Origin of the sequence: Streptomyces sp. NRRL F-2664 (assembly GCF_000719345.1) — a bacterium.
In the GTDB taxonomy this organism is placed as follows: domain Bacteria; phylum Actinomycetota; class Actinomycetes; order Streptomycetales; family Streptomycetaceae; genus Streptomyces.
This window is the reverse complement of record NZ_JOFX01000002.1, coordinates 85,135-110,837: the sequence shown is the minus strand read 5'-3', so window position 1 is coordinate 110,837 and position 25,703 is coordinate 85,135. Positions and strand designations below refer to the sequence as shown.

The window sequence follows — 25,703 nt, the reverse complement described above, 5'->3', positions numbered from 1 at the left end:
GCTTCCTCCCGGTTGTGAATCTACCCCTTGACTACTGTGGGAGCGCTCCCACACTGTGTCACACGACACCCCCACGTTGTCGCCCACCCCTTCAGGGAGGAACCATGCGAGCCCAGCCCCCCGCCCGAGCGCGAGCCCGAAGAACCCTCGTCACGGCCGTCGCCTCGATGGGCGCCGCCGCACTGCTGCTCGCCGGGTGCGCGCAGGACCCCGAGACGGACCCGAAGCCGGGCGCCTCCGCCGGCGGAAAGGGAGGGACCACCCTGACCGTGGGCGTCTTCGGGGCCTTCGGCCTTCAGGAGGCCGGGCTCTACGACGAGTACATGGCGCAGAACCCGGGGATCCGCATCGAGCAGACCTCCATCGAACGCAACGAGAACTACTACCCCCAGCTCCTGACGCACCTGGGGACGGGCAGCGGGCTCGCCGACATCCAGGCCGTCGAGGTGAACAACATCGCCGAGATCACCGCCACCCAGGCCGACAAGCTGGTGGACCTGGGCAAGGTGGCCGGCGTGGACAAGGCCGCGTACCTGCCCTGGAAGTGGGCGCAGGGCACGGCGCCCGCCGCGAAGGGCGGCGCCACGGTCGGCCTCGGCACCGACATAGGCCCGCAGGGCATCTGCTACCGCAAGGACCTGTTCGAGGCGGCCGGGCTGCCCTCGGACCGGGAGGCGGTCGGCGCGCTGTGGGCGGGCGACTGGAACAAGTACCTGGAGACCGGCAAGGCGTACAAGGCCAAGGCGGGCGACGGCAAGGCCTTCGTGGACTCGGCGTCGGGTGTCATGGCCGCGGTGACCGGCAGCAGCGCCCAGCGCTTCTACGACGAGCAGGGCAAGGTCGTCTACAAGACCAACCCGGCGGTGCGCGGGGCGTTCGACCTGGCGGCGTCCTTCGCCACCGAGGGGCTCAGCGCCAAGCTGCAGCAGTTCACCCCGGGCTGGGACCAGGGCTTCGCCAACGGCGCCTTCGCCACGGTCTCCTGCCCGGCCTGGATGCTCGGCTACATCCAGGACAAGGCGGGCCCGTCGGGCAAGGACAAGTGGGACGTGGCGCAGGCACCGAAGCCCAGCAACTGGGGCGGTTCCTTCCTGGTGGTCCCGAAGGCCGGCAAGAACGCCGAGGCGGCGGCCAAGCTGGCGGCCTGGCTGACGGCTCCGGAGCAGCAGGCGAAGCTCTTCGAGAAGCGGGGCAGCTTCCCGAGCGCGAGCGCCGCGTACAAGCTGCCGGCGGTGTCGGGGGCGAAGCACGCGTACTTCGGCGGGGCCCCGATCGGGGAGATCTTCTCCAAGGCGGCCCAGGGGGTGCCGGTGACGGTGGTCGGCCCGAAGGACCTCGTGATCGCGCAGAACCTGGCGGACATCGGGATGCTCCAGGTCGACCAGAAGGGCCGCAGCCCGCAGGAGGGCTGGGAGGCCGCGGTGAAGGCCATCGACAACGCCCTGGACCAGTGAGGCGCCGGTGACGGACGAGACGGCACTCCTGCCCCCCTCCGCCGCCGCGCCCGAGCGGCCGGCGGCGGAGGGGGGCGGCCGGGGCCGCCGGGGCCAGGTGTGGCGCTCGCGCCGCTACCGCTGGGACCTGCGCTGGAGCCCGTACGCCTTCGTGGCGCCCTTCTTCCTCTTCTTCGCCGCCTTCGGGCTGTTCCCGCTGCTGTACACGGGCTGGGCGGCGCTGCACCAGGTGGAGCTCACCGATCCGGATGCCATGACGTGGGTGGGCCTGCGCAACTTCACCCGCCTGTGGGACGACGAGTTCTTCTGGAACGCGCTGCGCAACACCGTCACGATCGGCCTGCTGTCGACGGTGCCGCAGCTGGCGATCGCGCTGGGCGTGGCCCATCTGCTCAACTACCGACTGCGGGGCTCGGCGTTCTTCCGGGTCGCCGTGCTCACCCCGTACGCCACCTCGGTGGCGGCGGCCACGCTCGTCTTCGTGCTGCTCTTCGGCCGGGACTACGGGATGATCAACTGGGTACTGTCGGGGGTCGGCCTCGGGCCGGTGGACTGGCAGAACGGCACCTTCGCCTCCCAGTTGGCGGTCTCGACCATCGTCATCTGGCGGTGGACGGGTTACAACGCGCTGATCTACCTGGCGGCCATGCAGGCCGTACCGGGCGAGCTGTACGAGTCGGCCGCACTGGACGGCGCCTCGCGCTGGCAGCAGTTCCTGCACGTCACCGTGCCCTCGCTGCGGCCGACGATCCTCTTCACGTGCGTGGTGTCGACGATCGGGGCGACCCAGCTCTTCGGCGAGCCGCTGCTGTTCAACGGCGGGGCGGGCGCGACGGGCGGCTCGGACCACCAGTTCCAGACGCTCGGGCTGTACCTGTACGAGCAGGGCTGGGTGAACCTGCACCTGGGGCGGGCCTCCGCGATCGCCTGGGCGATGTTCCTGATCCTGCTGCTGATCGCGGGGGCGGCGCGGCTGCTGCGCGGACGGGGGGATGCGCGATGAGATCGCTGCGCGCGGGCCGGCTCACCTATGTGGTGCTCGCCCTCTTCACGGCCGGTTCGCTCTTCCCGCTGGTGTGGACGGCGATCGCGGCGTCCCGCACCAACACGCGCCTGGCGCAGACCCCGCCGCCGTTCTGGTTCGGCGGGAACCTGGGGCGCAATCTGCAGATCGCCTGGACCGACGCCAACATGGGCACGGCCCTGCTGAACACGGTGATCGTGGCGGGCACGGTCACCGTCGGGACGGTCCTGTTCTCCACGCTGGCGGGCTTCGCCTTCGCCAAACTCCGCTTCCGCGGCCGCCGGATGCTGATGGCGCTGGTCGTGGGGACGATGCTGATCCCGCCGCAGCTGAGCGTGGTGCCGCTGTACATGCTGATCGCGAAGCTGTCGTGGACCGACCGGCTGCAGGCGGTGGTCCTGCCGTCGCTGGTGTGCGCCTTCGGGGTGTTCTTCATGCGCCAGTACCTGGTGCACGCGCTGCCGACGGAACTGGTGGAGGCCGCCCGCACCGACGGGGCGAGTTCCCTGCGGGTCATGTGGCACGTGGTCTTCCCCGCAGCCCGGCCGGCGATGGCGGTGCTCGGGATGCTGACCTTCGTCATGTCCTGGAACGACTTCTTCTGGCCGATCGTCGCGCTGACCCAGAACGGCAGCCCGACGGTGCAGGTGGCCCTCACCGGGCTGGGCCGGGGCTACATCCCCGACCAGTCGGTGATCATGGCGGGTGCGCTCCTGGGCACGCTCCCGCTGCTGCTGGTGTTCCTCGTCTTCGGCCGCCAGATCGTCGGCGGCATCATGCAGGGAGCGGTAAAGGGATGACTGACACCCCGACGCACGCGGCGGACGCGGCGCACACATCACCCGCCTCCGCCGCGGCGCACACGGCCAACGCGACGGACCCGGGCGGCGGAGAACTCCGTTTCCCCGACGGGTTCCTGTGGGGCACGGCCACGGCGGCCTTCCAGATCGAGGGCGCGGCCGCCCTGCGCGGGCCGTCCATCTGGGACACCTTCTGCCGCACCCCGGGCAAGGTGTACGGCGGCCACACCGGCGACGTCGCGGTCGACCACCACCGCCTGTGGCGCGAGGACGTCGCACTCATGGCCGAACTGGGGCTCGGCGCCTACCGGTTCTCCGTGTCCTGGCCGCGCGTTCTCGCCGGCGGGCTCGGCTTCTACGACGCACTCGTCGACGAGCTGCTCGCCCACGGCATCCGGCCCTGCGTGACCCTCTACCACTGGGACCTCCCGCAGGAGCTGGAGGACGCGGGCGGCTGGCCCGAGCGGGAGACGGCCTACGCCTTCGCCCAGTACGCAGGGCAGGTCGCCGACGCCCTCGCCGACCGCGTGGATCTGTGGACCACCCTCAACGAGCCCTGGTGCAGCGCCTTCCTCGGCTACGCCTCCGGCGTGCACGCCCCCGGCCGCACCTCGCCCGTCGACTCGCTGCGGGCCGCCCACCACCTCAACCTCGCCCACGGCCTGGCCGCAGCGGCCCTGCCGGCCCGCACCCGGGTCGGCATCGCACTCAACCCGAGCGCGGTGCGCCCGCTGACCGGCTCGGCCGCCGACCTGGACGCGGCCCGCCGGATCGACGCGCTCGCCAACCGCGTCTTCACCGGGCCCCTGCTGCACGGCGCCTACCCCCAGGACCTGATGGAGGACACAGCCGCCCTGACGAACTGGTCGTTCGTCCGTACCGGCGACGAGGCGCTGATCCACCAGCCGCTGGACTTCCTCGGCGTGAACTACTACACGCCGGCGGTGGTATCGGCAGCCCCGGACGGCAACGGCCCGCGCGCCGACGGCCACGGCGCCACGGCCCACTCCCCCTGGCCCGCCGCAGACACCGTCGCCTTCCACCAGCCCCCGGGCGAACAGACCGACATGGGCTGGTCCATCGACCCGACCGGCTTGTACGACCTGTTGATGCGCTTCACCCGCGAGGCGCCCGGCCTGCCGCTGATGGTCACCGAGAACGGCGCGGCCTACGCCCCGGACCTGCACGACCCGCAGCGGATCGCCTACCTGGAGGCCCACCTGGCCACCGTCCACCGCGCGCTGGCGGACGGCGCCCCCGTGGGCGGCTACTTCCTCTGGTCGCTGCTGGACAACTTCGAATGGTCCTACGGGTACAGCAAGCGCTTCGGCATCGTGCACGTGGACTACGACACCCAGGTCCGCACACCGCGCTCCAGCGCCCACTGGTACGCCCGTCTGGCCCGGAAGGGAGCCCTCTGACCGTCCGACCGTCCGTGGGGCGAGGTCACGCGAGGAGGTCGGCGTGGTCCTCGACCCGGGTGCGGTAGGTCCGGGCCGGGTATGGTGCCGTCCACCTCGGCCTTCCCCGCCCGACCGGTGAGGTCGCCGTGGACCGCACCGGGCCGGGCGACGGCGCCGCCGGTCACAAGAACGAACATGACGGATCCTCATTCCGCGAAAGGGGGGTGGACTCGCGCTACGATGACTACGCGACGCAGATTCCGCACCACACACTCTCTGCGTCACACAGATAAATTTGGAGCACGGAGAATCCGATGTCAACCGATTCCCCCCGTACGGGTGATGAGTGGAGCCGCGCCGAGCTGCTGGCGCGCATCGTGACCGAGAGCCGGCGCCACTACACCGACTACTCCCTCTTCAACCAGGCGATGGCCGACTCCGTCGGCCTGCACCCCACCGACCTGCAGTGCGTCGTCCTCCTCGACAGGGAGCCCGGCCCCGTCAGCACCGGCGACATCGCCCGCCTCACCGGCCTGACCTCGGGCTCGGCGACCCGTCTTGTCGACCGGATGGTCAAGGCGGGCATCGTCGAACGGCAGGCCGACCCGAACGACCGCCGCCGCTCCCTCGTCGCCCTCTCCCCCGAGGCACGCCGGCGCATCGCCGCCGCGTGGGACACCCCGGGCCGCGCCTTCGGCGCCGTACTGGAGGGCTACTCCGACTCCGAACTCGCCGTCATCGCCGACTACCTGCACCGCGCCGCCGAGGTGGGTCGCGCCCAGGCCGAGCGGCTGGCGTCGGGCGAACCCGGCTGACGACAGGCGCCGCGGAGGCCCTCGCCCGCGGCGACCTCACGGAGGTCCGGACCGGCTCACGGCCGGCCCAGCACCCCGATGTCGTGGAAGAACCGGTACCGGTCAGGGGCGTCCGGGAGGAACCAGTGGAAGCCCTCCTCGAAGAAGGCGGCCGCCATGCTCACGGCGATGACCGCACCCAGCAGCCACAGGACGCCCAGACCCGCTGTGCGCAGCAGCCCCGGCCCGGTCGCCGGAACGCCGTGCTCCGCCGTCGTGTGGGCGGTGGCCAGGGCGATGCCCACGACGACCACGGAGACCTGGAAGAGGATCAGCGCCCACACGTAGAGGTGGAGGCCGAACACCTCGCCCCCGTATCCCTTGGCCCCCGGCAGGATGTGCAGCGTCGTCTGCCGCCAGGACGCGAAGGAGCCGCCCATCAGCGCGATCAGCGTCAGACCCCAGCCCGTCATGTAGTGGCGTCCCGTCACCGAGCCGCGCAGCAGCGCGGTGCGGATGATGTACGCCGCTCCCATCGCCGCGAGCAGCATGAACATCCGCTGCACGAGGCACAGCGGCGACGGGAACTCCCGCGCCCCGAACTGGTGGAAGAGGCCGGCACCCACCACGCCCGCCCAGCCGACGGCGAAGAAGCAGGCGAACCAGTACTGGACCTTGCCCGGCTGCGTGGCCTCGGGCGTGCGCTCCGGGACGAGGCTCTCGATCGTGGCCATCGTCACCAGCTCAGCGTCAGGGCCAGGCTGCCGGTCACGTGGTGTGCCATCAGCAGGGTGACGGCGATGAGCATGACCCACCACGCCCCGAGCACGACCATCCGGGACGTCTCCCGGTACATGGCGATCAGCGTGGCGAGGAGCCCGCCGAAGATGAGGGTGTCCATGCCGCGGACCGTACCGAGGCGAGCACATCCCGCCTGCTAGGCGCGCCCCCGGTCACGGCGTGGCGCGCCCTGGTTACGTCGGTTGCCGTCGCCGGTCGCGTCGGCCGCCCCGTCGGCCGCGGCCCGCCCGCCTCCCACCCGGTCCGCCCGCGCTCCGGCCGTCCAGGCCGATCCACACCCGGACCTCCGTGCCGCCGAGGACAGAACGCCCCAGCCGTACGTCGCCGCCGGTCGACTCCGCGACCCGGCGCACGATGTCCAGCCCGAGCCCCGTCGATCCGTCGCGGCCGCCGTCGTTGCCGCGGCGCAGGGCCGCGTCCGGGTCGGAGATGCCGGGGCCGGCGTCGGAGACGAGCACGATCACCGCGTCGCCGGCGTCGTGGACGTCCACCGCGAAGGGGGTGCCCTCGGGGGTGTGCCGGAAGACGTTGCCGAGCATGGCGTCCAGGGCCGCGGCGAGTTCGGGCCGCGCCACGGGGATCCGTACCGTACGGTCGACCCCCGCAAGCCGCACCTCGCGGCCCTCGTCCTCCGCGAGCGCCGACCAGAAGTCCATCCGGTCGCGGATCACCTCGGAGGCGTCGCATCCGGCCCCCGCCCCCGCCCCGGCCAGGCCGGTCGCCGGGCGCTGCTCCCGGGCCGTCCGGATGATCGTGTCGACCTCGCGCTCCAGCTGCTCCACCGCCGCCCGGGTCTGCTCGGCGGCCGGGCCGTCGCCGAGCGAGGCCGCGTTGAGCCGGAGCACGGTCAGCGGGGTGCGCAGCCGGTGCGAGAGGTCGGCGGCGAGTTCGCGTTCGTTCGCGAGGAGCTCGACGACCTGGTCCGCCATCGCGTTGAAGGCGAGCGCCGCCGAGCGCAGCTCCTTCGGCCCGGCCTCGGGCACCCGCGCCCCGAGCCGTCCCTCGCCGAGCTGGTGCGCGGCGTCGGCGAGCCGTTCGGCCGGCCGGACCAGCCGGGCGCCGAGCCGGTCGGCGACCGCGACCGAGCCGACGATGAGGGCCAGGCCGACGCCTGCCAGGACCAGCCAGGCCGTGGCGACGCCGTTGCTGACCTCGCGCTCCGGTACGAAGATCTCCACGACGGCGATGTCTCCGGAGCCGAGCGCCGTCGGCTGGAGCAGCGCGGAACCCCCGCCGGCGACCTCGGCCGTCGTGGCTCGTCCCATCCGCCGGGTCTCGGCTACCGCACGCTCCTCGGCCCGGCCCTCGCCGATGCTCACCGGCGGGCTGTCACCGAGCGCGGGTACGTGTACGGCCATCCGCCGGGCGGCGCCCATCTGCGTGGACTCCACCGCCTTGCGCAGCTGCACCGGGTCGGTGGTGATCGACAGGGTCGGGCCGATGCTGGCGGCCTGCCGCTCGGCGTTGGAGAAGGCCCGGTCGCTCGCCATCTCCTGGACGACGAGCCCGAGCGGTACGGCGAAAGCCACGACGACCATGGCCGTGACCGCGAGGCACACCTTGACCAGGGCCCATCTCATCGCGGCATCACTGCGGCGGCTCCAGCTTCACGCCGACGCCGCGCAGGGTGTGCAGGTAGCGCGGCCGGGCGGCGGTCTCGCCGAGTTTGCGGCGCAGCCAGGAGAGGTGGACGTCGATCGTCTGGTCGTCCCCGTACGACTGCTGCCAGACCTCGGCGAGCAGTTCGCGCCGGGCCACGACCACGCCGGGCCGGCCGGCGAGGAAGGCCAGCAGGTCGAACTCGCGGCGGGTGAGGTCCAGGACCACCCCGTCGAGCTCGGCCTGGCGGCGCAGCGGGTCGATGGCGAGGCCTCCGACGCGCAGGACGCGCGAGGGCGGTTCGGCCCCGGCGGCGGCCCGGGCACGGCGCAGGACGGCGGCCATGCGGGCGGAGAGGTGTTCGACGGAGAAAGGTTTGGTCAGGTAGTCGTCGGCGCCGTCGTTGAGCAGCCGGACGATCTCCGCCTCGTCGTCGCGTGCGGTGGCGATGATGACGGGCACGTCGGTGATGCCGCGCAGCATCTTGAGCGCCTCGGACCCGTCCAGGTCGGGCAGTCCGAGGTCGAGGATGACCACGTCGAAGCGGTGGTGCGCGACCTCGCGCAGGGCCTCCAGGGCCGTGCCGACGCTCCGCACGGTGTGCGAGGCGTCGGTCAGGTGCCGGATGAGGGCGGAACGTACGAACTGGTCGTCCTCGACCACGAGCACACTTGCCATGGGCCGCACCGTAGTCCATCCGGGCGACCCCACGGGGTGTCGGGACACTTCTGTGACGCGTGGTGCAGTATGTGCCGTGATGCAAAGAGGACTTGTGCATGCCATGGCGTGGATGCTCGCGACCGGGGCGGCGGTGACGCTGTGCTGGTGGGGCGTCCACACCGTCATGTCGGGCACGGCCTACGACCGACCGCTCGCGGTGCCCCTGGCCACGCAGCCGCTGTCCTCCCCGACCCGCAGCGCGCAGCCTTCCCACTCGCCGTCGCCGTCGCCGTCCGCGTCCGCTTCGGGGTCCCCGTCGCCCGGCCCGTCCGCGTCACCGACCGCCGGGCCCTCGGTCGGCGGGCCGGCGCAGAAACCCTCGGCCTCGCCGGACGGCCGGCAGCAGCCGGTCGGTCAGGACGCGGGGAAGGTGAAGGCGTATCCGGTCTCCGGCGGCAGGGTCACCTTCTCCCTCGGCACGTCCTCGGCCGAACTGGTCTCCGCGACCCCGGCGGCCGGCTGGCGGATGCAGGTGTGGAAGCAGGACTTCTGGATCCGGGTCACCTTCACCCTCGACGGCCGCGAGGTGTCGGTCTTCTGCACCTGGCACAACCACCCGCCGGTGGTCGAGATCGTCGACCCCTGACGCCCCCGCCGGAACGGTCCCCAGGGCGAGGCCGACCCCGTCCGGGATCAGACGGGGACCGTGCCCACCAGCACGAACTCGTTGTACGGGAAGACCTTGCCCAGCGCACGGGGGAAGGGGAAGGAGTACGTCCGGCGGACCGCCACCCCGGCCTCCGCGGCGTGGGCGCGCAGCTCCTCGAAGCCGACCCAGCGGATGTGCGTGGCGTCGGAGCGGTAGCCCGCCTCCTGCGGGGTGATCATGACAACCGAACCGCCCGGCCTGACCAGGGGCAGGTACCGCTCCAGCAGCCCGGCGCCCGTCTCCTCCTCCACGTGCTCCAGCACGTGCGCGACCAGCAGGCTGTCGAAGGAGCCGGGGCCGCAGTCCGGCGCCGCTGCCAGCCCGTCGGGCGTGTAGGCGGTCAGCCCGCGCTCACGGCACGTCCGCACCGAGTGCGGGTTGTGGTCGACGCCGACGCTGGCGGGTTCGCAGTCGACCAGGTTGCGGCCCAGCCCGCAGCCGATGTCGAGGACCCGGCCCAACCGCAGCCGCCGCAGGTTCCAGCGGTAGGGGGCCTGCGTGGGCAGCAGCCGCTTGATCCCGGACCGTTCGAGGCGGGCCAGCCGGCGCGTGTAGTCCGCGGTCGCGGTGCTGGGTGTGCTCGGCTGCGGAGCACCAGGAGATGCGGGGATGTCAGACATCGATCGCCGTTCCGGAAGGTGCCGTGGGAGGGGGTGGCCCTCCGAGGGGTTCACAGGCTACGCAGCGCCAACGCCCTCCGGAAGTGAATGCGTTGATCTTTCTAACGGAAGACGGAGGGCGGGGGTTTCGGGGAGGCGGCGGCGGAGGCGTCCGCGACCGGGGCGGCGCCTCCGGCGAAGTCCGCGAGGGCGCGGCCGTGCTCGACCCGGCCCGGGTGGGGGTCGCTCGCGACCCGCCGGGTGAACTCCGAGACGGGCAGCTCGCGGTCGGCGGCCACCAGAACGGCGTTGCCGAACCGCTTCCCCCGCCACACCACCGGGTCGGCGGCCAGCGCCAGCTCCGCGAAGCGGGACGCCGCCGTCGCGATCTGGCCGCGCAGGTGCGTCAGCGGCGGGCCGTCGGCGAGGTTCGCGATGTACCACCCGGTCGGCGCCAGCGCCCGCCGTACGTCGTCCAGGAACTCGGTGCTCGTCAGGTGCGCCGGGGTCTGCGCCCCGCTGAACACGTCCGCGATCACCAGGTCCGCCCAGCCGTCCGGCACCTTCGCCAGGCCGGCCCGCGCGTCCACCGCCCGGATACGGACCCGCGCCTGCGGGTCCATGGGCAGGTGCTCCCGTACGAAGGCCACCAGGGCGGCGTCGATCTCCACGATCTGCTGCGTGGAGCGCGGGCGGGACGCCGCCGTGTAGCGGGCCAGGGTGAAGGCACCGCCGCCCAGGTGCAGCACGTTCAGCGGCCGGCGGTCCGGCGCGGCGAGGTCGATCAGGTGGCCGATCCGCCGCTGGTAGGCGAAGTCCAGGTGGGCGGGATCGCCCAGGTCCACGTGCGACTGCGGGGCACCGTCGATCAGCAGGGTCCAGGCGCCGGGCCGCTCGCGGTCCGGCTCCAGCTCCGCCCGGCCGCCGTCCACCTGCCCGACGACCGCCTCCGCGCCGCCCCGCCCGCGCTGCCTGTGCTTGTTCCTGTCCTTGCCCGCCACCACCCCATTGTGCGGTCCGGCGGGCCGGGAGCGGTCAGCGGCAGTTGTCCGCGGCCTCGATCAGCCGGGCCGCCTCGCCGAGCGCCGCGCGCAGCACCTCGGGGTCCGTGACCGGCCCGACGGCGTCCGGCGGGAGCAGCCAGCCCGTGGCGCCGGCCGTGGGCGAGACGGCGTCGCCGAAGCGCATCCCGCGCCCGTCGGTCTGCGTGCACGCGCTGCCCGGGAGGTCCCAGGCGTCGGCGGTGCCGGGCGGGACGAGGAAGCCGAGGGTGTCACCGGACCCGTCGTGGAGGACGGGCCCCACCGGGCCGGACCCGCCGGCGGCGCGGCGGATGATGTCCACCGCCTCCAGGCCCTGGCGGGTGGGCACGGTCACCAGGTCGAGGTCCAGGTCCGGGGCCGCGCCGGGCTCGGGTGCGGTGTTCGTTCCAGTGCTCTGCATGCCGGCCTCCACCAAGGGAACCCCTCCTCGATCCGTCTGCGCATGGGTTCAACGCACGGGGACGTCAACGGGTGCGGCACCAAGACGCCGCAAAGGATGGCACTTCATGGCGGATCGCGGGTGAGATATCCGTTTTGTAGCTAAACATCGCGTGAACGCCCCCTCGCCGGCGGTACGTTCATGCGCGCCGGCCCCCACTGCACCGGCCACCGCATCGGCGCTGCGTTCCTTGCCAGAGAGGTCACGTCCATGGCGGCGTTCCCCCACTCACCCAACTCCACGTTCCGGCGGCTGCGTGGGCAGCGCTCCCCCGCCGAGTTCGCGGCCCTGGTACGACGGGCGGCGAAGGAGATCGGAGAAACGGTTTCCTGCGACGCGCGCTACATCGGCCGGGTCGAGTCCGGCGAGATCCGCTGCCCCAACTACGCCTACGAGCGGGTCTTCCTCCACATGTACCCCGGCCACACCCTCGCCGACCTGGGCTTCTCCCCGCGCGAGAGCGTACGCGGGCGCTCGGCGCAGCGGGGCCCGCACCATCCCGCCCCTGTCCCCTGTCCCCCTACCAGTGCCAAGGAGAGCGACGTGCTGCGTCGCGCGTTCATGGCGGGCGGTTCCGCCACCGTTGCGGCCGCGACGCTCGGCCTCACCCTGCTCGGTGACACCCGCCGACTGCCCGCACGCGTCGGCGAGTCCGAGGCCGCGGCCGTCGAGGACGCCGTACGCCGGATCCGGCTGCTGGACGACCGGCACGGGGCCGACGCCCTCTACCGCCGGGCGTCCGAACCCCTGCGCACCGCCTACGCCCTGCTCGACGTCGGTGCCACGCGGCAGTCCACCGAGGACAGGCTGCACTCGGGCGCCGGCGAGCTGGCCGTCTCGGTCGGCTGGCTGGCCCACGACTCCGGCCGCTTCGACGACGCCCGCTCGCACTACGCGGAGGCGCTGGCCACGGCCCGGGTGGTACGGGACGCCGGCCTGGAGGCGCACGCCTTCAGCAACATGTCCTTCCTGGCCCGGGACACCGGCCGCTCGCGCGAGGCGGTACGGGCGGCCCAGGCGGGCAGGCGCGCGGCGGCCTCCCTCGGCTCGCCGAGGCTGCTGGCGCTGCTCGCGCTGCGGGAGGCCGGCGGGTGGGCGGGGCTGGGCGACCGCAAGGCGTGCGAGGAGTCGCTGACGCGGGCCCATCGGGAGTTCTCCCGGGGGCCGGCGGAGGCGGATCCCGAATGGATGTCCTTCTTCGGCGAGGCGGAGCTGGAGTCGCTGGAGGCGCGGTGCTGGTCGGCGCTCGGCGAGCACGCCCGCGCGGCGCGGCACGCGCGGCGGGCGGCCGACCTGCAGGACCCGCACTTCGCACGGAACGTGGCGCTCTACACCGCCGAGCTGGCCGGCGACCTGGCGCGGGCGGACGCACCGGACGAGGCGGCGTGGGCGGGGTCGCGGGTGCTGGACCTGCTGGGGGAGGTGCAGTCGACTCGGGTGCGGGCGCTGCTCGCGGGGACGGCCGGGGTCCTCGTGCCGCATCAGCGGTCGCCGCGGGTGGGTGCGTTCCTGAGCCGGCACGCCTCCACGTAGCGCCCGGCCGCATGGCGGCGGTGCGGGCCGGTGGTTGCCGGGGCTCCGCCCCGGACCCCGCGCCTCAAGCGCCGGCGGGGCTGGATTTTGCTGCTCGGTGTCGGTGCTGTGTGGGGGTGGTGTCCCGCCGGAGCCGGCCTGCTTGGGGAACCCTCCTCGTCGCATCCGGAGCGGGGACGGGCAGGGGTGTCCCCGCAGGACGAGGCGTCACCGCCGGGTACGGCCGCGAAGTACGGCACCCGCCGAGCCGAGGAGACACCCCTGCCCGGCACCGCGACTCCGCCGTCGCCGCGACCGTGTTTCGCCCCAACAGCCACACCCCCGACCAGGCACACCCCAGCCCCGCCGGCGCTTGAGGCGCGGGGTCCGGGGCAGCGCCCCTGGGACCGCTACCCCCGCGGGAGCGGATCGGCGTCGAGGTGCCCCGTGTCGTTCCAGCGTTCCAGGGCCGGCGCGCCGTAGGCCCAGCCAAGGACCGACAGGGAGGTCGGCTCCAGGCGGATCCGGGCCCCGAAGGACGCGTCGAAGCCCAGCCAGCGCGCGGCCAGCGTCCGCAGGATGTGTCCGTGGGCGAAGACCAGTACGTCCCGCTCCGCCGAGCGCGCCCACGCCACCACCTCGTCGGCGCGCGCCGAGATGTCGGCGACGGACTCCCCGCCCGGGACGCCGTCGCGCCAGATCAGCCAGCCCGGTCGGACGGCCTGGATCTCGGCCGGGGTCATGCCCTCGTAGTCGCCGTAGTCCCACTCCAGGAGGGCGTCCCACGGCTCCGCCCGCACCCCGAAGCCCGCCAGCTCGCAGCTCTCGCTCGCGCGGACCAGCGGGCTGGTGCGCACCTCCAGGTCGGGCAGCCCCTGCCACGGGGCGCGGGCCAGGCGGTCGCCGAGCAGTTTCGCGCCCTGTCGGCCCTCCTCCAGCAGCGGTACGTCCGTGCGTCCCGTGTGCTTACCGAGCCGGGACCACGCCGTCTGGCCGTGGCGCGCCAGCAGGATGCGGGGGGCCATGCGAATCTCCCGATCAGTGCGTTTCCTCGTCCGTCCATCATCCATCACGCCCCCGGTCGGCTCTCCCACCGGCCCGTTTCCCCGCTTCCGCACACGATTGTCAGTGGCGGATGGGACACTTCCGCGGGTGAGCTCTTACCCGCCCAGCAGCCCCCCGCAGCCCACCACGCTGCGTCAGCGGCTCGCCGGCCTGCGAGGCCCCTCCGTGCAGCCCCGCCCGCTCGACGCCCGGGCGCTGGCGGCCCTCGCCGCCAACCCCGGTTGCGGCAGACGCGCACTGCTCGACGGCGCCGGCGTGGACAAGCACGCCCTCGCCACGGCCCTCGGCTCGCCCGCCGCGTTCGGGCAGTCGCAGTTCGCCATCGTCCGCGGGAACTCCTTCGAGGCGAAGGTCAAGGGCGACGGCGGCGCCGAGCTGCTGCGGCTGGTCCACGGCCACCTCGATCCGGGCGCGGAGCCGCCGGGCGCCGGCGCCCGGGTCCCCGACCTCACCGCCGCCGGGCCCGAGGGCCGCGCCGCCCGTACCGCCCTCGCCCTGCGCGAGGCGACCGCGGCGAAGGACTGGACCCTGCTGGACCACCCGATGCTGGCCCTGGAGGTGGCCGGATCCCCGGCCTACCTGGAGCCGGACGCCGTCGTCGTGCACCCCGACGGCCGCTGGACCGTGGTGGAGATCAAGTCGTTCCCCATGATCGACGCGGCCGCGGACGCCGCGAAGGTGGGTGCGGCGGCACGCCAGGCCGCCGTGTACGTCCTGGCGCTGGAGCGGACCGCGCAGAAGCTGGCCGGCGCCGAGGTCGGGCACAGCGTGCTGCTGGTGTGCCCCAAGGACTTCTCGAACCTGCCCACCGCCGCCGCCGTCGACATCCGCCGCGAGCGCTCGGTCACCCGGCGCCAGCTGGACCGGCTGACCCGGGTCGAGGAGCTGGCCGCCACGCTGCCCGAGGGGCTGACCTTCGATCCGGAGCGGACCCCCGAGGAACTGGCCGAGGCGGTCGCGGCGGTGGACGCCGCCTACGCCCCGGAGTGCCTGGCCGCCTGCGAGCTGGCCTTCCACTGCCGGGAGCGGGCCCGCTCCGCGGGCGAGGTGACGGCGCTGGGCCGCTCCGTACGGGGTGAGCTGGGCGCGCTGACCACCGTCGAGGCGGCCCTCGCGGCGGCTTCCGGGGCCGGTTGCGCCGAGGACCCCACGGCCGCCGCCCTGCACCGCGCGGCCCGGTTGCGCGCCGAGGCGCTGGGGAGTGCCCGCGACGCAGCGCCGGCTGCCGACCTCCCCCGTCCCCGCCCGCACGTCCCGGAGTCCCCCGCATGCCCCTGCTGAGCACCCTGGCCCGGCTGGAGGCCGTCCGAGCCGGTCACGCCCAGCCGCTCGCGACGGTGCGCCACCGGCATCTGAGCGGCAGTCCGCTGGTCTTCGTACCGCTGACCACGGCCGGTGAGGCGGGGGCGCCGCTGGGCGCGATGGTCGGCACCGACCGGAACGAGCCGCGGGTCTTCGTGGTGCCCCAGCCCCGCGACCGGGACCTGCGCTGGGCGTTCCTCGCGGACCTCGCGGTCCACGTGCTCGCCCACATCGACGCGTACGCCGACGCCGTCGAGCCGGCCGAGCGCACCGAGACCGACCCGGAGACGGGCAAGCGGGTCAAGGTCGAGACGGAGCTGTGCGTGGACGCCCCGCAGGTGATCGTGCCGAGCCGGGCGGGCATCGAGTACGTGCGGCTGCTGGGGCGGTCGATGCGCTTCCGGCGCACCGCGGAGGAGGATCCGGACCAACCGCATCCGGCGCCGTCGCGGGTGCCGCTGCTGGGCCGCTGGTTCACGCACCTCGGCGAGCGGGCGCGGGTGCCCGGGTCCTCGATGCTGCTGTCGGCGACGGACCTGCTGTCGCGGCACTGGGCGACCGGCCAGAGCAACCTGGAGGACCAGCACCTGGGCGCGCTGCTGGCCTGGATCGCGCCGTCGGGCGGCGGATCGGGGGCCGAGGCGGCCCTGCGGGCGGAGCTGGGCCGCGACGGGTCCGGCCAGTTGCTGTGTCCGCCGGCCGGTCCGGCCACCGATCCGGCCTTCGACAACAAGCTGCTGGCCCCGGCGATCGCCCGGTACGACGCGGCGCGCGCGGCCCGTGCGGCCGGGCCCGGCGACGGCGACCGCGAGGTCCGTGCGGCGGAGGAAGCCGTGCGGCGGCTGGTCGTGGGCCAGATGACCAGCACCTGGTGGGCCACGTGGGAGGCGATCGACCTGGTCCGCGCGCTGCCGGCGGGCGAGCGGGCGGAGGAGCGCTGGACGCGTGACCGCTGGTCCTACACCGGACACCGGGACCGGGTACGGGCGGGGGAGCCGCCGCAGCCGCGCCGCGACGACGCGGTGACGGCGGCGCAGAAGCTCGCCACGCGGGAGACGGAGCAGGTGCGCCTGGACGCGCAGGAGGCGCTGGACGACCCCCTGGTCATGGCCGGCCGGCGGCTGGCGGGGGAGGCTTTCGCCGGTGAGGTCACCGAGGTGGTGATGGAGTGGACGGAGTCCAAGCGGCCGAGCCCGCGACCGCTGGTGACGGTGTCCACGGAGGACCGGCCGCAGCTCGGGGACGGCGGCGTCGTGAAGGTGTACCGCTCGGTGGAGGGGCGGCCGCAGAGCGCTCAGTTCGTGCGCTTCGAGGAGGACGGCCAGGTGGTGCTGCGGCTGCTCGACAAGATGGGGCGCGGCCGGGACCCGGAGCCCGGTTCCGTGCCGGAGAAGGGCGACCGCGTGTGCTGGACGCTTTTCGAGCACGACGCGCGCGGCGGTCCGAAGCTCCCGGATCCGGAGCAGACGCCGTGGACGCACGGCGGGCCGCCCGGGTCCGCTGCCGCCGTCCACCTTCCCGACGCCGTCACCGACGAGGACATCCTGTGACTCCTGTGACCGCTCCCGCCGTCTTCGACCCGGGTGCCGCTGCCGCGCGGGCGACGGCGGAGATCCTGCACGACACGCTGCACGGGACCGAGCGGGGGGTCGTCGTCGACTCCCCGCCGGGGGCCGGCAAGTCCACGCTCGTGGTCCGCGCGGCGCGGGAGCTGGCCGCGGCGGGGCGCCGGCTGATGGTGGTGGCGCAGACGAACGCGCAGGTCGACGACCTGGTGCTGCGCCTCGCCGCCAAGGATCCGCAGCTGCGGGTCGGCCGGCTGCACAGCAGCGACGGGGACGCCTACGACCCGGCGCTGCGGGAGCTGCCGTCGGTGACGCTGTCGGCGAAACCGGGGGACCTGGCGGAGTTGCCGATCACCATTTCCACGGCGGCGAAGTGGGCGTTCGTCAAGGACGTCGAGCCCTGGCAGCACGCGATCGTCGACGAGGCGTACCAGATGCGCTCGGACGCGCTGCTGGCGGTGGCCGGGCTGTTCGAGCGGGCGCTGTTCGTGGGCGATCCGGGGCAGCTGGACCCCTTCAGCGTGGTCGGGGCGGAGCAGTGGGCAGGGCTGTCCTACGACCCTTCGGCGTCGGCGGTGAGCACGCTGCTGGCGCACAATCCGCAGCTGCCGCAGCACCGCCTGCCGGTGTCGTGGCGGCTCCCGGCGACGGCGGCGCCGCTGGTCTCCCGCGCGTTCTACCCGTACACGCAGTTCCGCAGCGGTACGGGCCCGGGCGAGCGGAGGCTGTCGTACGGGGTGGCCTCGGACGGGTCGGGCCCGGACCGGGTGCTGGACGAGGCCGCGGAGGCCGGCTGGGGCCTGCTGGAGCTGCCGGCGCGGCACACTCCGCGTACGGACCCGGAGGCGGTGGGCGCGGTGGCCCTGGTGGTCCGTCGGGCCCTGGACCGGGGGGCGGTGGCCTCGGACGAGCAGTCCCCGGAGCCGGCCCCGCTGACGCCGGACCGGATCGCGGTCGGCACCGCGCACCGCGACCAGGCGGCCGCGGTGCGCGCGGCGCTGGCGTCGCTCGGGGTGGGCGGGGTCACGGTGGACACGGCGAACCGGCTGCAGGGCCGCGAGTACGACCTGACGGTGGTCCTGCACCCGCTGTCGGGCCGCCCGGACGCGACGGCCTTCCATCTGGAGACGGGCCGGTTGTGCGTGCTGGCCTCGCGGCACCGGCACGCGTGCGTGGTGGTGGCCCGGGCCGGGATAGCGGAGCTGTTGGACGACCATCCGTCGACGGAGCCGGTGCAGCTGGGCGTGACGGTGAAGTTCCCGGACGGCTGGGAGGCGAACCACTCGGTGCTGGCGCACCTCGCCGAGCACCGGGTGCGCTGGCGGCCCTGACGGGTCGGGTGCTGCGCTCAGTCCCTGCCCTTGCGGTCGGCGCCGAAGCGGTGGCGGAGCGCCTCGCCCATCTCGGCGAGGGTCCGGAGCTGGTCCGGGGTGAGGAAGTCGATCAGGTGGCGCCGTACGGATTCCACGTGGAGCGGTGCGGCGTCCGTGATGGCGGTGATTCCGGTGTCGGTGAGGACCACCTCGGCGCCCCGGCCGTCGGTGGCCACCTCCTCGCGTCGCACGATGCCGCGCTGCTCCATGCGGGTGAGCTGGTGGGACAGCCGGCTGCGCGACCAGCGCATCAGTTCTGCCAGAGCGCTGATGCGCATGCGGTGGCCGTCCGTGCTGCCGAGCACGGACAGCACGTCGTAGTCGGCTTCGGAGAGCCCGCTGTCCTGGTTCAGATCGCGGGCGATCTCCGCGTTGACCAGCGGGAACATCCGTCGCCACGTGTACCAGGCGTCCTGCTCGGCCTCGGTGAGCCAGCGGGGCTCGGGCTCGGATGCGGGGGTCATGTCTGCCACTCTAGCCAGATCGATGACACATCACCTACCTGGTTGACACGTCACTCACATAACGCTTTCCTTAGGTGACACATCAACAAGCACACCGAACGGGGAACCCGACACCATGACCCGCCTGCACGTCGTCTCCGCCGCCACCCGCCCCACCTCGTCCGGCCGCCCGCTCGCCCAGTGGGTCACCGACCGGGCCCGCGCCCACGGCGGCTTCGACGTCACCGCCGTCGACCTGGCCGAGGTGGCGCTGCCCTTCCTGGACGAGCCCGAATACGCCTCCACCGGCAACTACGCCCACCAGCACACCCGCGACTGGAGCGCGCTGGTCGACTCGGCCGACGCCTTCCTCTTCGTGATGCCGATGTACAACGGCGGGTTCACCGCGCCCTTCAAGAACGCCCTCGACTTCCTCTACAACGAGTGGAAGGGCAAGCCGGTCGGGATCGTCAGCTACAGCGCCGGCCCCACCGGCGGCGCCCCGGCCGCCGAGATGCTGCTGCCGGTCCTGACCCGCCTCGGGATGCTGCCCGCCGAGCACTCCGTCGCGATCCCGGGCATTCCGAAGCTCATCGGGGCCGAGGGCTTCGAGGCCCCCGAGACGCTCGCGGACGAGCTGGCCGCCGTCCTGGCCGAGGTGGCCGAACTGGCGGCGCAGCGCGCCGAGGAGCGCGCGGCGCAGGCCGTCACCGTCTGAGCGGGCCACCGGCCCTCGCGCGCGGGGGCGCGACCTGCGGCCGGGAGGGCGTGCGCCGGAGCGGGGCTGACGGCCGGTCAGCGCGGCCGCCGGGCAGCCAACCGGCGCCGCCCGAGCGCGTGAGCGACTCCCCCGCCACTCGGCCCGCCCGGCTGCCCGCGCACCTCACCGGCCGTACAGGTGTTCCAGGCCGTCGGCGCGCGCCCTTGCGGGGCATTGGACAATGGACGGTGGCCGGGAACGCTTTCGCACGCGCAGCAGGAGGACAGGGATGTCAGAGCCCGAGCGGACCGAGCGGCGGCTGCGGCCGGCGCCGCTGCTCTTCGAGCCCTCGGAGGCCGTGGCGGACCCGGAGCACTTCTTCGACCTGGAGTCCATCGAGGACCCGCGCGAGCTGCTGGCGCGTGCGACCGAGCTGACCGTCGCCTTCCGGGCGGCGCAGGAGCGGGCGATGGAGTTCCAGGCCCTGGCCGCGGCCCAGCTGGCGGACGCGCGGCGCTTCGACCGGCTCACTCCCGCGGCCATCGCCGACCGGGCGGAGTGGACCGAGGACTACGCCCGCAAGATGATCGAGTTCGGCCAGAGCCTCCAGCACGGCCGCGCCGACCTGGCGTAGGCCCGGCGCCGCGCACCCGGGTGCGGCGGAGCGGTCTGCGCGAAAGCGGCATATGCGGGGCGCAAGATACTCCAGGCGGGACCCGCCTGTCCCGATTTTCGGTAACTCGCAGGGTTCGGTCCGCTACGGCGGGTAGACCTTGGCATATGACGACGCTGACGACGGCCCACGGCTGCACCGCCCGCACCCCGCGTGTGCAGCACCCGCGCACCGCGCCCGCCACCCACGTCACCCCGCAGGGCGCCGCCTGGCTCACCTCGGCCTCCGCCCACCCGCGCCGCACCCTCGCGCTGTGGGAGGCCCGGCCCGGCCTGCAGGCCACCCTGCCCTGCGGGCGCGCCTTCGACGTCGTCAACGTCCCGCTCGTCCTCGGCCGGCGCGTCCTGGACCTGCTGTGGTCCGAAGGCCCCGGCTCCGGCCCGGTGGCCGTGCACCGCGGTCGGATGCTGCTCTTCGCCGCCCCCGGCACCGCGCACCGGCTGCCCGTCCTGCTGGCGTGGGAGGAGTGGGGCGCCGCCCGGTCCGCCCCGGCGCCCCTGTGCCACGGCCGCGGCGACGCGGTCACGGTGCCGCCGCTCGCCGCCGGTCCCGGCCCGTCCCGATGGCTGGTGGCCCCCGACGCCCGGGAGCCCTGGCTCCCGGGGCCCGAGGCGCTGCTCTGGGCCTTCGTACGGGCGGCCCGCACCGCAGCACCGGCAGGACCTGGGGATATCGATTTTTCGTTCCGCGGGTCCTCCTGCTAATGTCTTCCTCGTCAGCAAGCGCCGCTAGCTCAGTTGGTTAGAGCAGCTGACTCTTAATCAGCGGGTCCGGGGTTCGAGTCCCTGGCGGCGCACAGACGGAAGAAGGCCTCCCACGCGAGTGGGGGGCCTTCTTCGTTGCGCCGTTGCGTCACGCCGTCACGTCGTGATCTTCACCGTGTACGCGCCGGACCGCGTGCGGTCGGCGACCTCGATGGTGATCCGCTCCCCCGGGACCGTGAACGTCTCGCCGACGTCCAGCGGCGCGTCCGCCAGCGGCGGGTAGACCGAGCGGTCCCAGCACGCCTCCGTCGCCGGGTGGGCGTCCAGCACCTCGATGGGGCCGCCACCGGAGGCCGCCTCGTTGCGTACCCGGTAGACGAGGACGCCCTCGGTGCAGGTGTCGCCGTCGTTGCCGGACGAGCCCCGTGCCTCGACGGCGATCGCGCTGCCGGGCCCGGTCCGGACCACCGCGAGGCGGGTGCCGCCCGTGCCGCCGCTCGGCGGGGCCTGGCCCAGCGGCTGCAGGGTGTGCAGCGACGAGCCCGACTGCACGCAGTCCACCTGGGAGGCGTCCAGCCAGCCCAGCTTCCACTTGTGCCAGGCGAAGAGGTCGGGCGACAGGCCGAACTGGCTGCCCATGACGTCCCAGTCCCCGACGTAGGTGTCCCAGTCGCCCTTGCCGTCCGTGGGCCGGTGGTAGAGGTCCGGCAGGTCGAAGACGTGCCCGGTCTCGTGGGCCAGCACGTTGCGGTCCGGGGGGTGGCGCTCGAAGACGGTGACGATCCGCCGCAGCTCGGCACCGTCCGCGGCGATCGGACGGTCGAAGTTCACGACCTTCGTGGCGTCGGAGTCCACCCCGGGCGCGTCCGGGTCGGCGACGAAGTAGACGATGTCGTATTTGCCGAAGTCCACCTGCGCGTCGGCGGCGGCGACGGCGTCGCGCAGGTAGGCGGCCCGGTCGCCGGGGGCCCAGTCGCGCTTTATCCCGTACGCGGTGGACGGCCGCGGCATCCGGACCCACTGCTTCTGCGGGTGCGGGACGAGGCGGAACCGCCCGTACGAGGCCTGCTCGAAGAAATCGCTGGTGGCCGGGAAGTAGTCGCGGGTGAGCAGCTCCGGCGTCACCGTGCTGCGGTGGTCGGGGAAGGAGAGGAAGACCATGACCGCGTCGAGCGTGCGTTCCGGCTTGGGATAGGCGCCGTTCCAGGTGTCCAGACCGAGTGAGTGGTGCGCTCCCGTGCGCGTCAGCGCGCAGGGCCCGGCGCCGGAGTCTGCCACCGCGGGACCCGCGACGAGCGACATGGCGGCCAGCGCCGTGAGGGAAGTGAGGGCCGCGGCGGTACTTCGGACGCGAGAGCGGTCCACTCCCCCGGGTGTCTGCTGTCGCGTCACATCGACCTCCGGTGGTGGATTCGTACCTGTTTAGCCACCTTGAGGCGATTGTCTTACTAATGCCCTGTTCCGGTGCCCCACACGAGTGAGCACTGCGGCAAGCCGGTGACCCCCGGGCTTCACGCGCCTGCCTACAGAACGTCACGACCGATCACCCGAGATCAGCAGGGGTGTTCTCCCGCTCACAGCCGCGCAGAAACGATCACGCGATCTTCGTCCGACGATCCGTCATCACGCCGAACTGCCGCGTCCCAACCGGTGACGCCGCTGGATAGGGCCTCCCGGCAGCCTCTATGATCGGCACACTTTCCTGCACGGACACTCACGAACACTGCGGGGCCAACGGTGAGCGGAACCTCAGAAGGAACCGGTTCGGCGGCCGACGGCATCCGATCGGCCATTACGGAGCGTCACCCGTCAGTGCCGGCAGGGCCGTCGGCATCCCCTCGCGCCGATTCCGATCTGCGCGACTACCGGGCCGCGTTCAACGCGGCCCACCTCGCCATGGCGGTCGTGGACCGCGAGGGCCACGTCGTCACCGCCAACCAGGCCTTCGCCGGCCTGCTCGGCAGCGAGCCGCACGCCCTGGTCCACCGGTGCGCCGCCGACCTGGTGGACCTGGCCGCGGAGGCCCGCACCTGGGCCGCGTACCAGGAGGTCCTGCGCGGCCGGCAGGCCCGCCTGCGCTGCACGCGCCGCCTGAAGCACCCCGACGGGCACTCGTTGTGGACCGAGGTGACGCTGGGGCCCGTCCCCGGCACCGGGAACGTCCTGCTCTCCGTCTCCGACATCAGCGACCGGCGCGACCTCCAGGCCCGCCTCCGCCACCTCCAGATGCACGACCCGGTCACGCGCCTGCCGAACCGGGCGCTGTTCTTCGAGCGGCTCTCCGCCGCCCTGGAGGCGTCCTCCTACGAGCACGGCGGCGGCACCGGCCGGATCGGCCTGTGCTACCTGGACCTCGACGGCTTCAAGGCCGTCAACGACACCCTCGGCCACCGCGTCGGCGACCGGCTGCTGACGGCCGTCGCCGCCCGGCTCACCCAGTGCGCCGACCAGTCCGGCTACGGGCGCACCGGCGGCCACCTCGTCGCACGGCTCGGCGGCGACGAGTTCGCCCTGCTCGTGGAGGACTCCACCGGCACCGAGCAGCTCGCCGACCTGGCGCGCAGCGTACTGGCCGCCGTGCAGGAGCCGTTCGACCTGGCCGGGCAGCGGCTGTCGGTGTCCGCGTCCATCGGCGTGGTGGAACGGGCCGCGGAGGGCACCTCGGCGACCGGGCTGATGCAGGCCGCCGACACGACCCTGTACTGGGCCAAGGCGGACGGCAAGGCCCGCTGGACCCTCTTCGACCCGGAGCGCAACGCGCACCGCATGACCCGCCAGGCCCTGTCCTCGACGCTGCGGCCGGCCGTGGAACGGGACGAGTTCGCGCTGGAGTACCAGCCGCTGGTGGACCTGGAGAGCGGTGCACTGCGCGGGGTCGAGGCATTGGTGCGCTGGAACCACCCGCAGTTCGGCACGCTCACGCCGAATCGGTTCATCGGTATCGCCGAGGAGGACGGGTCCATCGTCCAGCTGGGCCAGTGGGTGCTGCGCACCGCGTGCCGGCAGGCCCGGCGCTGGCAGATCGAACAGCCCAGCGACGCACCGGTCTTCGTGTCCGTCAACGTCGCCGTCCGGCAGGTGTGGGACTCCGACCTGGTCGGCGACGTCGCGGAGATCCTCGCGGAGACGGGCCTTGCGCCGCAGCTGCTCCAGCTGGAACTGACCGAATCGGCGGTGATGGGCTCGGCCGGACGGCCCCTGCAGGCCCTCCAGGCGCTCAGCGACATGGGGGTCCGCATCGCCATCGACGACTTCGGCACCGGCTACTCGAACCTGGCCTACCTCAGCCGGCTTCCGGTCTCGGTGCTGAAGCTGGACGGCTCCTTCGTCCGGGGCTTCCGCTACGACGACGGCGCGCACCCGAACCCGGCCGACGAGACCATCGTCGAGGCCCTGGTCCAGCTCGCGCACCGGCTGGGCCTCACGGTGACGGCGGAGTGCGTGGAGACCGCGGGCCAGGCGGCCCGCCTGCGCCGCGTCGGCTGCGACACGGGCCAGGGCTGGCTGTACTCCCGCGCGGTGGCTCCGGACGTCATCGCCCGCATGATCGGCCGCCGGGTGGAGGCCGGCCCGACCGCGGCCCCTCTGCCCGACGAGCCGGCCCCGCACCCGCTGGTCTGACCGGCGACGACGCCGGGAGGCCGGACCGCTCGGGGCGGGCCGGCCTTCGCCGTGCGGGTGGAGCGGTACGGATCAGCCGCTGACGACGTTGTCGTAGCGCAGGGCGACGTAGCCCGAGGCGGCGTGGCCGGCGATGCGGCCGTCGCTGCCGCCGTTGAGGTAGTCCTGGCCGCGCATCATGTCGTCGTTGGGGTTGGACTCGTGGATGTACGAGAACTTCCCGGCGCCCTTGTCGATCCACTTCTCGAAGAGCACCACGTGCCCGCTGGAGGTGTTCAGCGCATCACCGGGCTGGAGGTCGGACTTGGAGATGGTGGTGCTCACGCTCGGCAGGCTGGCGGTCGTGTAGCTGCTGGCGGCGTGCCAGGCCATGGAGATGAAGCCCGAGCAGTCGGTGCGGTAGGTGTGGTCGCCGTCCGGGTCGGAGGCGTACGCGCTCTGGCTGTAGGGGATGTCGCGGCCCAGCCAGTTCACGGCGCGGCTCATGATCTCGCTGCGGGTGATCTGGCCGCCCCTGGTGGAGGGGGTGGGGGTGGGCGGGGCCGGCGGGCGGTAGGTGCAGTCGCCCGCGAAGGCGGAGAGCAGGGTCTGGGTCCAGCCGCTCGCGTCGACCGGGTCGCCGGGGTGGTAGGCGATGTCGTCGCCCTTGCCGTCGGTCGGGTCGGCGTCGTGGTACCAGTACATGCCGCCGTTCGTCCGGCCGTAGTAGAGGCCGCCGCCGGGCGAGACCAGGCTGTCGACCGCCGACCACCCGCTGCCCTTGAGCTGCGAACTCTCCCAGTCGCCGACGCCGTTGATCTGGTACGAGAGCAGCCTGCCGTCCGCCGTGCTGGCGACGAGGACGTCGTCGCCGGCCGCGGCGAGGGTCTTGAGGACGAAGCCGTCGTCGATCACCACGTGCTTGGCGATGTGGTCGGGTCCGCTGGGCTTGGCCTGGGAGACGTTGTACCGGTGGAGCTGACCGTCGACGGTGCCGTAGAGGTGGCCCGCGCCGTCGTAGGTCATCTTGTCGAAGGTCCAGCCGCCGTCCCAGATCTTCGTGACCCCGGCCAGGGCCAGGGCGTTGTCGTTGGTCTGGATGTCGACGCGGTACAGCTCGCCTGCCGTCGAGGTGACCAGGACGGTGTTGAAGTTGAGGGTGGCCATGGCCTTCGGCGTGAAGCCGAGGTTCGCGCCGATCAGCGTCTTGACGCGGTCTCCGGTGTTCGGGGATATCGCCGTGTACGTGAGCCGTCCGTCGGGGAGGGTTCCGTAGACGGACACGTCGCCGCCGCAGATGGCGGCGGCCTGGGCCGGCGCCGAGGACACGGTGACCAGGCCGGCGGTGGTGGCACCGACGGCGAGGGCGGCGGCGAGGCGGCGCTTGAGGGACGACGAGAGCATGGGTGTCTCCGGTTCGGGGCAGCCCGGACGTACGCGC

General features: G+C 73.3%; 24 protein-coding genes, 1 tRNA gene and 1 pseudogene. 15 read left to right on the top strand and 11 right to left on the bottom strand.

From position 1 onward, the window contains the following. The first annotated feature begins 104 nt into the window (after window positions 1–104). From IF89_RS0102795 to IF89_RS0102775, 5 genes are all read left to right on the top strand, one after another. Entirely contained in the window at window positions 105–1,454 is a 1,350-nt protein-coding gene (locus IF89_RS0102795; protein ID WP_030760505.1) for an ABC transporter substrate-binding protein, read from the top strand. Between the two features lie 7 nt (window positions 1,455–1,461). Further along, a complete protein-coding gene (locus tag IF89_RS0102790; protein WP_030760504.1) occupies window positions 1,462–2,457 on the top strand; it encodes a carbohydrate ABC transporter permease in 996 nt (331 codons plus the stop codon). After that, window positions 2,454–3,278, top strand: a complete 825-nt coding sequence (locus IF89_RS0102785) for a carbohydrate ABC transporter permease (protein ID WP_030760502.1) — start codon at window positions 2,454–2,456, stop codon at window positions 3,276–3,278. The genes IF89_RS0102790 and IF89_RS0102785 overlap by 4 nt, the downstream gene beginning before the upstream one ends. Beyond that, window positions 3,275–4,699, top strand: a complete 1,425-nt coding sequence (locus IF89_RS0102780; protein WP_078628058.1) for a GH1 family beta-glucosidase — start codon at window positions 3,275–3,277, stop codon at window positions 4,697–4,699. Before IF89_RS0102785 ends, IF89_RS0102780 begins: the two co-directional genes overlap by 4 nt. A gap of 296 nt (window positions 4,700–4,995) precedes the next feature. Continuing rightward, on the top strand, window positions 4,996–5,496 hold the full coding sequence (locus IF89_RS0102775) for a MarR family winged helix-turn-helix transcriptional regulator (RefSeq protein ID WP_051806738.1): 501 nt from the start codon (window positions 4,996–4,998) through the stop codon (window positions 5,494–5,496). A gap of 56 nt (window positions 5,497–5,552) precedes the next feature. Here the strand turns inward: IF89_RS0102775 and IF89_RS0102770 are convergent, their stop codons facing one another. From IF89_RS0102770 to IF89_RS0102755, 4 genes are all read right to left on the bottom strand, one after another. Beyond that, complete coding sequence (locus IF89_RS0102770; RefSeq protein WP_051806737.1) at window positions 5,553–6,209, bottom strand: disulfide bond formation protein B; 657 nt, start codon at window positions 6,207–6,209, stop codon at window positions 5,553–5,555. 2 nt (window positions 6,210–6,211) lie between these two features. Further along, on the bottom strand, window positions 6,212–6,376 hold the full coding sequence (locus IF89_RS46875; RefSeq protein WP_199820457.1) for a DUF5993 family protein: 165 nt from the start codon (window positions 6,374–6,376) through the stop codon (window positions 6,212–6,214). A 73-nt stretch (window positions 6,377–6,449) separates the two neighbouring features. Beyond that, window positions 6,450–7,856: a sensor histidine kinase gene (locus IF89_RS0102760; protein WP_030760487.1), complete on the bottom strand. Its 1,407-nt coding sequence runs from the start codon at window positions 7,854–7,856 to the stop codon at window positions 6,450–6,452. 7 nt (window positions 7,857–7,863) lie between these two features. Further along, entirely contained in the window at window positions 7,864–8,553 is a 690-nt protein-coding gene (locus IF89_RS0102755) for a response regulator transcription factor (RefSeq protein WP_030760484.1), read from the bottom strand. Between the two features lie 79 nt (window positions 8,554–8,632). Between IF89_RS0102755 and IF89_RS0102750 the strand changes: the two genes are divergently transcribed. Next, window positions 8,633–9,181 carry a hypothetical protein gene (locus IF89_RS0102750; RefSeq protein ID WP_030760481.1) on the top strand — a complete coding sequence of 183 codons (549 nt, stop codon included), beginning with the start codon at window positions 8,633–8,635 and terminating at the stop codon, window positions 9,179–9,181. A gap of 47 nt (window positions 9,182–9,228) precedes the next feature. Here IF89_RS0102750 and IF89_RS0102745 read toward each other — a convergent pair whose 3' ends face one another. The 3 genes from IF89_RS0102745 to IF89_RS0102735 form a co-directional block, all read right to left on the bottom strand. Further along, window positions 9,229–9,864, bottom strand: coding sequence for a class I SAM-dependent methyltransferase (locus IF89_RS0102745; RefSeq protein ID WP_051806736.1), 636 nt, complete (start codon window positions 9,862–9,864; stop codon window positions 9,229–9,231). 101 nt (window positions 9,865–9,965) lie between these two features. Then, window positions 9,966–10,844, bottom strand: a complete 879-nt coding sequence (locus tag IF89_RS0102740) for a spermidine synthase (RefSeq protein WP_030760477.1) — start codon at window positions 10,842–10,844, stop codon at window positions 9,966–9,968. Between the two features lie 34 nt (window positions 10,845–10,878). Beyond that, window positions 10,879–11,286, bottom strand: a complete 408-nt coding sequence (locus IF89_RS0102735; RefSeq protein ID WP_030760475.1) for a hypothetical protein — start codon at window positions 11,284–11,286, stop codon at window positions 10,879–10,881. 249 nt (window positions 11,287–11,535) lie between these two features. Here IF89_RS0102735 and IF89_RS0102730 point away from each other — a divergent pair, with 249 nt between their 5' ends. Further along, a complete protein-coding gene (locus tag IF89_RS0102730) occupies window positions 11,536–12,858 on the top strand; it encodes a hypothetical protein (RefSeq protein ID WP_030760474.1) in 1,323 nt (440 codons plus the stop codon). 389 nt (window positions 12,859–13,247) lie between these two features. Here the strand turns inward: IF89_RS0102730 and IF89_RS0102725 are convergent, their stop codons facing one another. Continuing rightward, on the bottom strand, window positions 13,248–13,862 hold the full coding sequence (locus IF89_RS0102725; protein WP_030760472.1) for a histidine phosphatase family protein: 615 nt from the start codon (window positions 13,860–13,862) through the stop codon (window positions 13,248–13,250). A 127-nt stretch (window positions 13,863–13,989) separates the two neighbouring features. Here IF89_RS0102725 and IF89_RS0102720 point away from each other — a divergent pair, with 127 nt between their 5' ends. Genes IF89_RS0102720 through IF89_RS0102710 form a run of 3 tightly spaced genes read left to right on the top strand, consistent with a single transcriptional unit; the run spans window position 13,990 to window position 18,100 of the window. Next, complete coding sequence (locus tag IF89_RS0102720) at window positions 13,990–15,183, top strand: hypothetical protein (protein ID WP_107047200.1); 1,194 nt, start codon at window positions 13,990–13,992, stop codon at window positions 15,181–15,183. Continuing rightward, a complete protein-coding gene (locus IF89_RS0102715; protein ID WP_030760468.1) occupies window positions 15,171–16,754 on the top strand; it encodes a hypothetical protein in 1,584 nt (527 codons plus the stop codon). Before IF89_RS0102720 ends, IF89_RS0102715 begins: the two co-directional genes overlap by 13 nt. Further along, complete coding sequence (locus IF89_RS0102710) at window positions 16,751–18,100, top strand: AAA domain-containing protein (RefSeq protein WP_078628056.1); 1,350 nt, start codon at window positions 16,751–16,753, stop codon at window positions 18,098–18,100. Before IF89_RS0102715 ends, IF89_RS0102710 begins: the two co-directional genes overlap by 4 nt. A gap of 17 nt (window positions 18,101–18,117) precedes the next feature. Here the strand turns inward: IF89_RS0102710 and IF89_RS0102705 are convergent, their stop codons facing one another. Next, window positions 18,118–18,606 (bottom strand): MarR family winged helix-turn-helix transcriptional regulator, encoded by a 489-nt coding sequence (locus IF89_RS0102705; RefSeq protein WP_030760462.1) that lies wholly within the window; start codon window positions 18,604–18,606, stop codon window positions 18,118–18,120. A gap of 115 nt (window positions 18,607–18,721) precedes the next feature. Between IF89_RS0102705 and IF89_RS0102700 the strand changes: the two genes are divergently transcribed. The 4 genes and pseudogenes from IF89_RS0102700 to IF89_RS0102685 all read left to right on the top strand — a co-directional run bounded on the left by IF89_RS0102700 (window position 18,722) and on the right by IF89_RS0102685 (window position 20,754). Further along, complete coding sequence (locus IF89_RS0102700) at window positions 18,722–19,303, top strand: NADPH-dependent FMN reductase (protein WP_030760459.1); 582 nt, start codon at window positions 18,722–18,724, stop codon at window positions 19,301–19,303. A gap of 271 nt (window positions 19,304–19,574) precedes the next feature. After that, a complete protein-coding gene (locus IF89_RS0102695) occupies window positions 19,575–19,919 on the top strand; it encodes a hypothetical protein (RefSeq protein ID WP_030760456.1) in 345 nt (114 codons plus the stop codon). A 146-nt stretch (window positions 19,920–20,065) separates the two neighbouring features. Further along, a pseudogene (locus IF89_RS37580) lies at window positions 20,066–20,690 on the top strand (bifunctional DNA primase/polymerase). After that, window positions 20,681–20,754 (top strand) — tRNA-Lys (locus IF89_RS0102685). Before IF89_RS37580 ends, IF89_RS0102685 begins: the two are co-directional and overlap by 10 nt. Before the next feature lie 64 nt (window positions 20,755–20,818). Here IF89_RS0102685 and IF89_RS0102680 read toward each other — a convergent pair. Beyond that, window positions 20,819–22,054: a M6 family metalloprotease domain-containing protein gene (locus IF89_RS0102680; RefSeq protein ID WP_030760453.1), complete on the bottom strand. Its 1,236-nt coding sequence runs from the start codon at window positions 22,052–22,054 to the stop codon at window positions 20,819–20,821. 345 nt (window positions 22,055–22,399) lie between these two features. On the opposite strand from IF89_RS0102680, the gene IF89_RS0102675 reads away from it, so the two are divergent. Further along, window positions 22,400–24,283 (top strand): putative bifunctional diguanylate cyclase/phosphodiesterase, encoded by a 1,884-nt coding sequence (locus IF89_RS0102675; protein ID WP_078628055.1) that lies wholly within the window; start codon window positions 22,400–22,402, stop codon window positions 24,281–24,283. Window positions 24,284–24,355: 72 nt separating this feature from the next. Here the strand turns inward: IF89_RS0102675 and IF89_RS37575 are convergent, their stop codons facing one another. Further along, window positions 24,356–25,666, bottom strand: a complete 1,311-nt coding sequence (locus tag IF89_RS37575) for a hypothetical protein (protein ID WP_043192740.1) — start codon at window positions 25,664–25,666, stop codon at window positions 24,356–24,358. Window positions 25,667–25,703: the final 37 nt, after the last annotated feature.

Excerpts from the sequence above, each read along its gene's own strand:
- IF89_RS0102795 (WP_030760505.1), top strand. The coding sequence starts at position 105 with ATGCGAGCCCAGCCCCCCGCCCGAGCGCGAGCCCGAAGAACCCTCGTC.
- IF89_RS0102785 (WP_030760502.1), top strand. The coding sequence starts at position 2,454 with ATGAGATCGCTGCGCGCGGGCCGGCTCACCTATGTGGTGCTCGCCCTC.
- IF89_RS0102780 (WP_078628058.1), top strand. The coding sequence starts at position 3,275 with ATGACTGACACCCCGACGCACGCGGCGGACGCGGCGCACACATCACCC.
- IF89_RS0102775 (WP_051806738.1), top strand. The coding sequence starts at position 4,996 with ATGTCAACCGATTCCCCCCGTACGGGTGATGAGTGGAGCCGCGCCGAG.
- IF89_RS0102770 (WP_051806737.1), bottom strand. The coding sequence starts at position 6,209 with ATGGCCACGATCGAGAGCCTCGTCCCGGAGCGCACGCCCGAGGCCACG.
- IF89_RS46875 (WP_199820457.1), bottom strand. The coding sequence starts at position 6,376 with ATGGACACCCTCATCTTCGGCGGGCTCCTCGCCACGCTGATCGCCATG.
- IF89_RS0102760 (WP_030760487.1), bottom strand. The coding sequence starts at position 7,856 with ATGAGATGGGCCCTGGTCAAGGTGTGCCTCGCGGTCACGGCCATGGTC.
- IF89_RS0102755 (WP_030760484.1), bottom strand. The coding sequence starts at position 8,553 with ATGGCAAGTGTGCTCGTGGTCGAGGACGACCAGTTCGTACGTTCCGCC.
- IF89_RS0102750 (WP_030760481.1), top strand. The coding sequence starts at position 8,633 with ATGCAAAGAGGACTTGTGCATGCCATGGCGTGGATGCTCGCGACCGGG.
- IF89_RS0102745 (WP_051806736.1), bottom strand. The coding sequence starts at position 9,864 with ATGTCTGACATCCCCGCATCTCCTGGTGCTCCGCAGCCGAGCACACCC.
- IF89_RS0102735 (WP_030760475.1), bottom strand. The coding sequence starts at position 11,286 with ATGCAGAGCACTGGAACGAACACCGCACCCGAGCCCGGCGCGGCCCCG.
- IF89_RS0102730 (WP_030760474.1), top strand. The coding sequence starts at position 11,536 with ATGGCGGCGTTCCCCCACTCACCCAACTCCACGTTCCGGCGGCTGCGT.
- IF89_RS0102725 (WP_030760472.1), bottom strand. The coding sequence starts at position 13,862 with ATGGCCCCCCGCATCCTGCTGGCGCGCCACGGCCAGACGGCGTGGTCC.
- IF89_RS0102715 (WP_030760468.1), top strand. The coding sequence starts at position 15,171 with ATGCCCCTGCTGAGCACCCTGGCCCGGCTGGAGGCCGTCCGAGCCGGT.
- IF89_RS0102705 (WP_030760462.1), bottom strand. The coding sequence starts at position 18,606 with ATGACCCCCGCATCCGAGCCCGAGCCCCGCTGGCTCACCGAGGCCGAG.
- IF89_RS0102700 (WP_030760459.1), top strand. The coding sequence starts at position 18,722 with ATGACCCGCCTGCACGTCGTCTCCGCCGCCACCCGCCCCACCTCGTCC.
- IF89_RS0102695 (WP_030760456.1), top strand. The coding sequence starts at position 19,575 with ATGTCAGAGCCCGAGCGGACCGAGCGGCGGCTGCGGCCGGCGCCGCTG.
- IF89_RS37575 (WP_043192740.1), bottom strand. The coding sequence starts at position 25,666 with ATGCTCTCGTCGTCCCTCAAGCGCCGCCTCGCCGCCGCCCTCGCCGTC.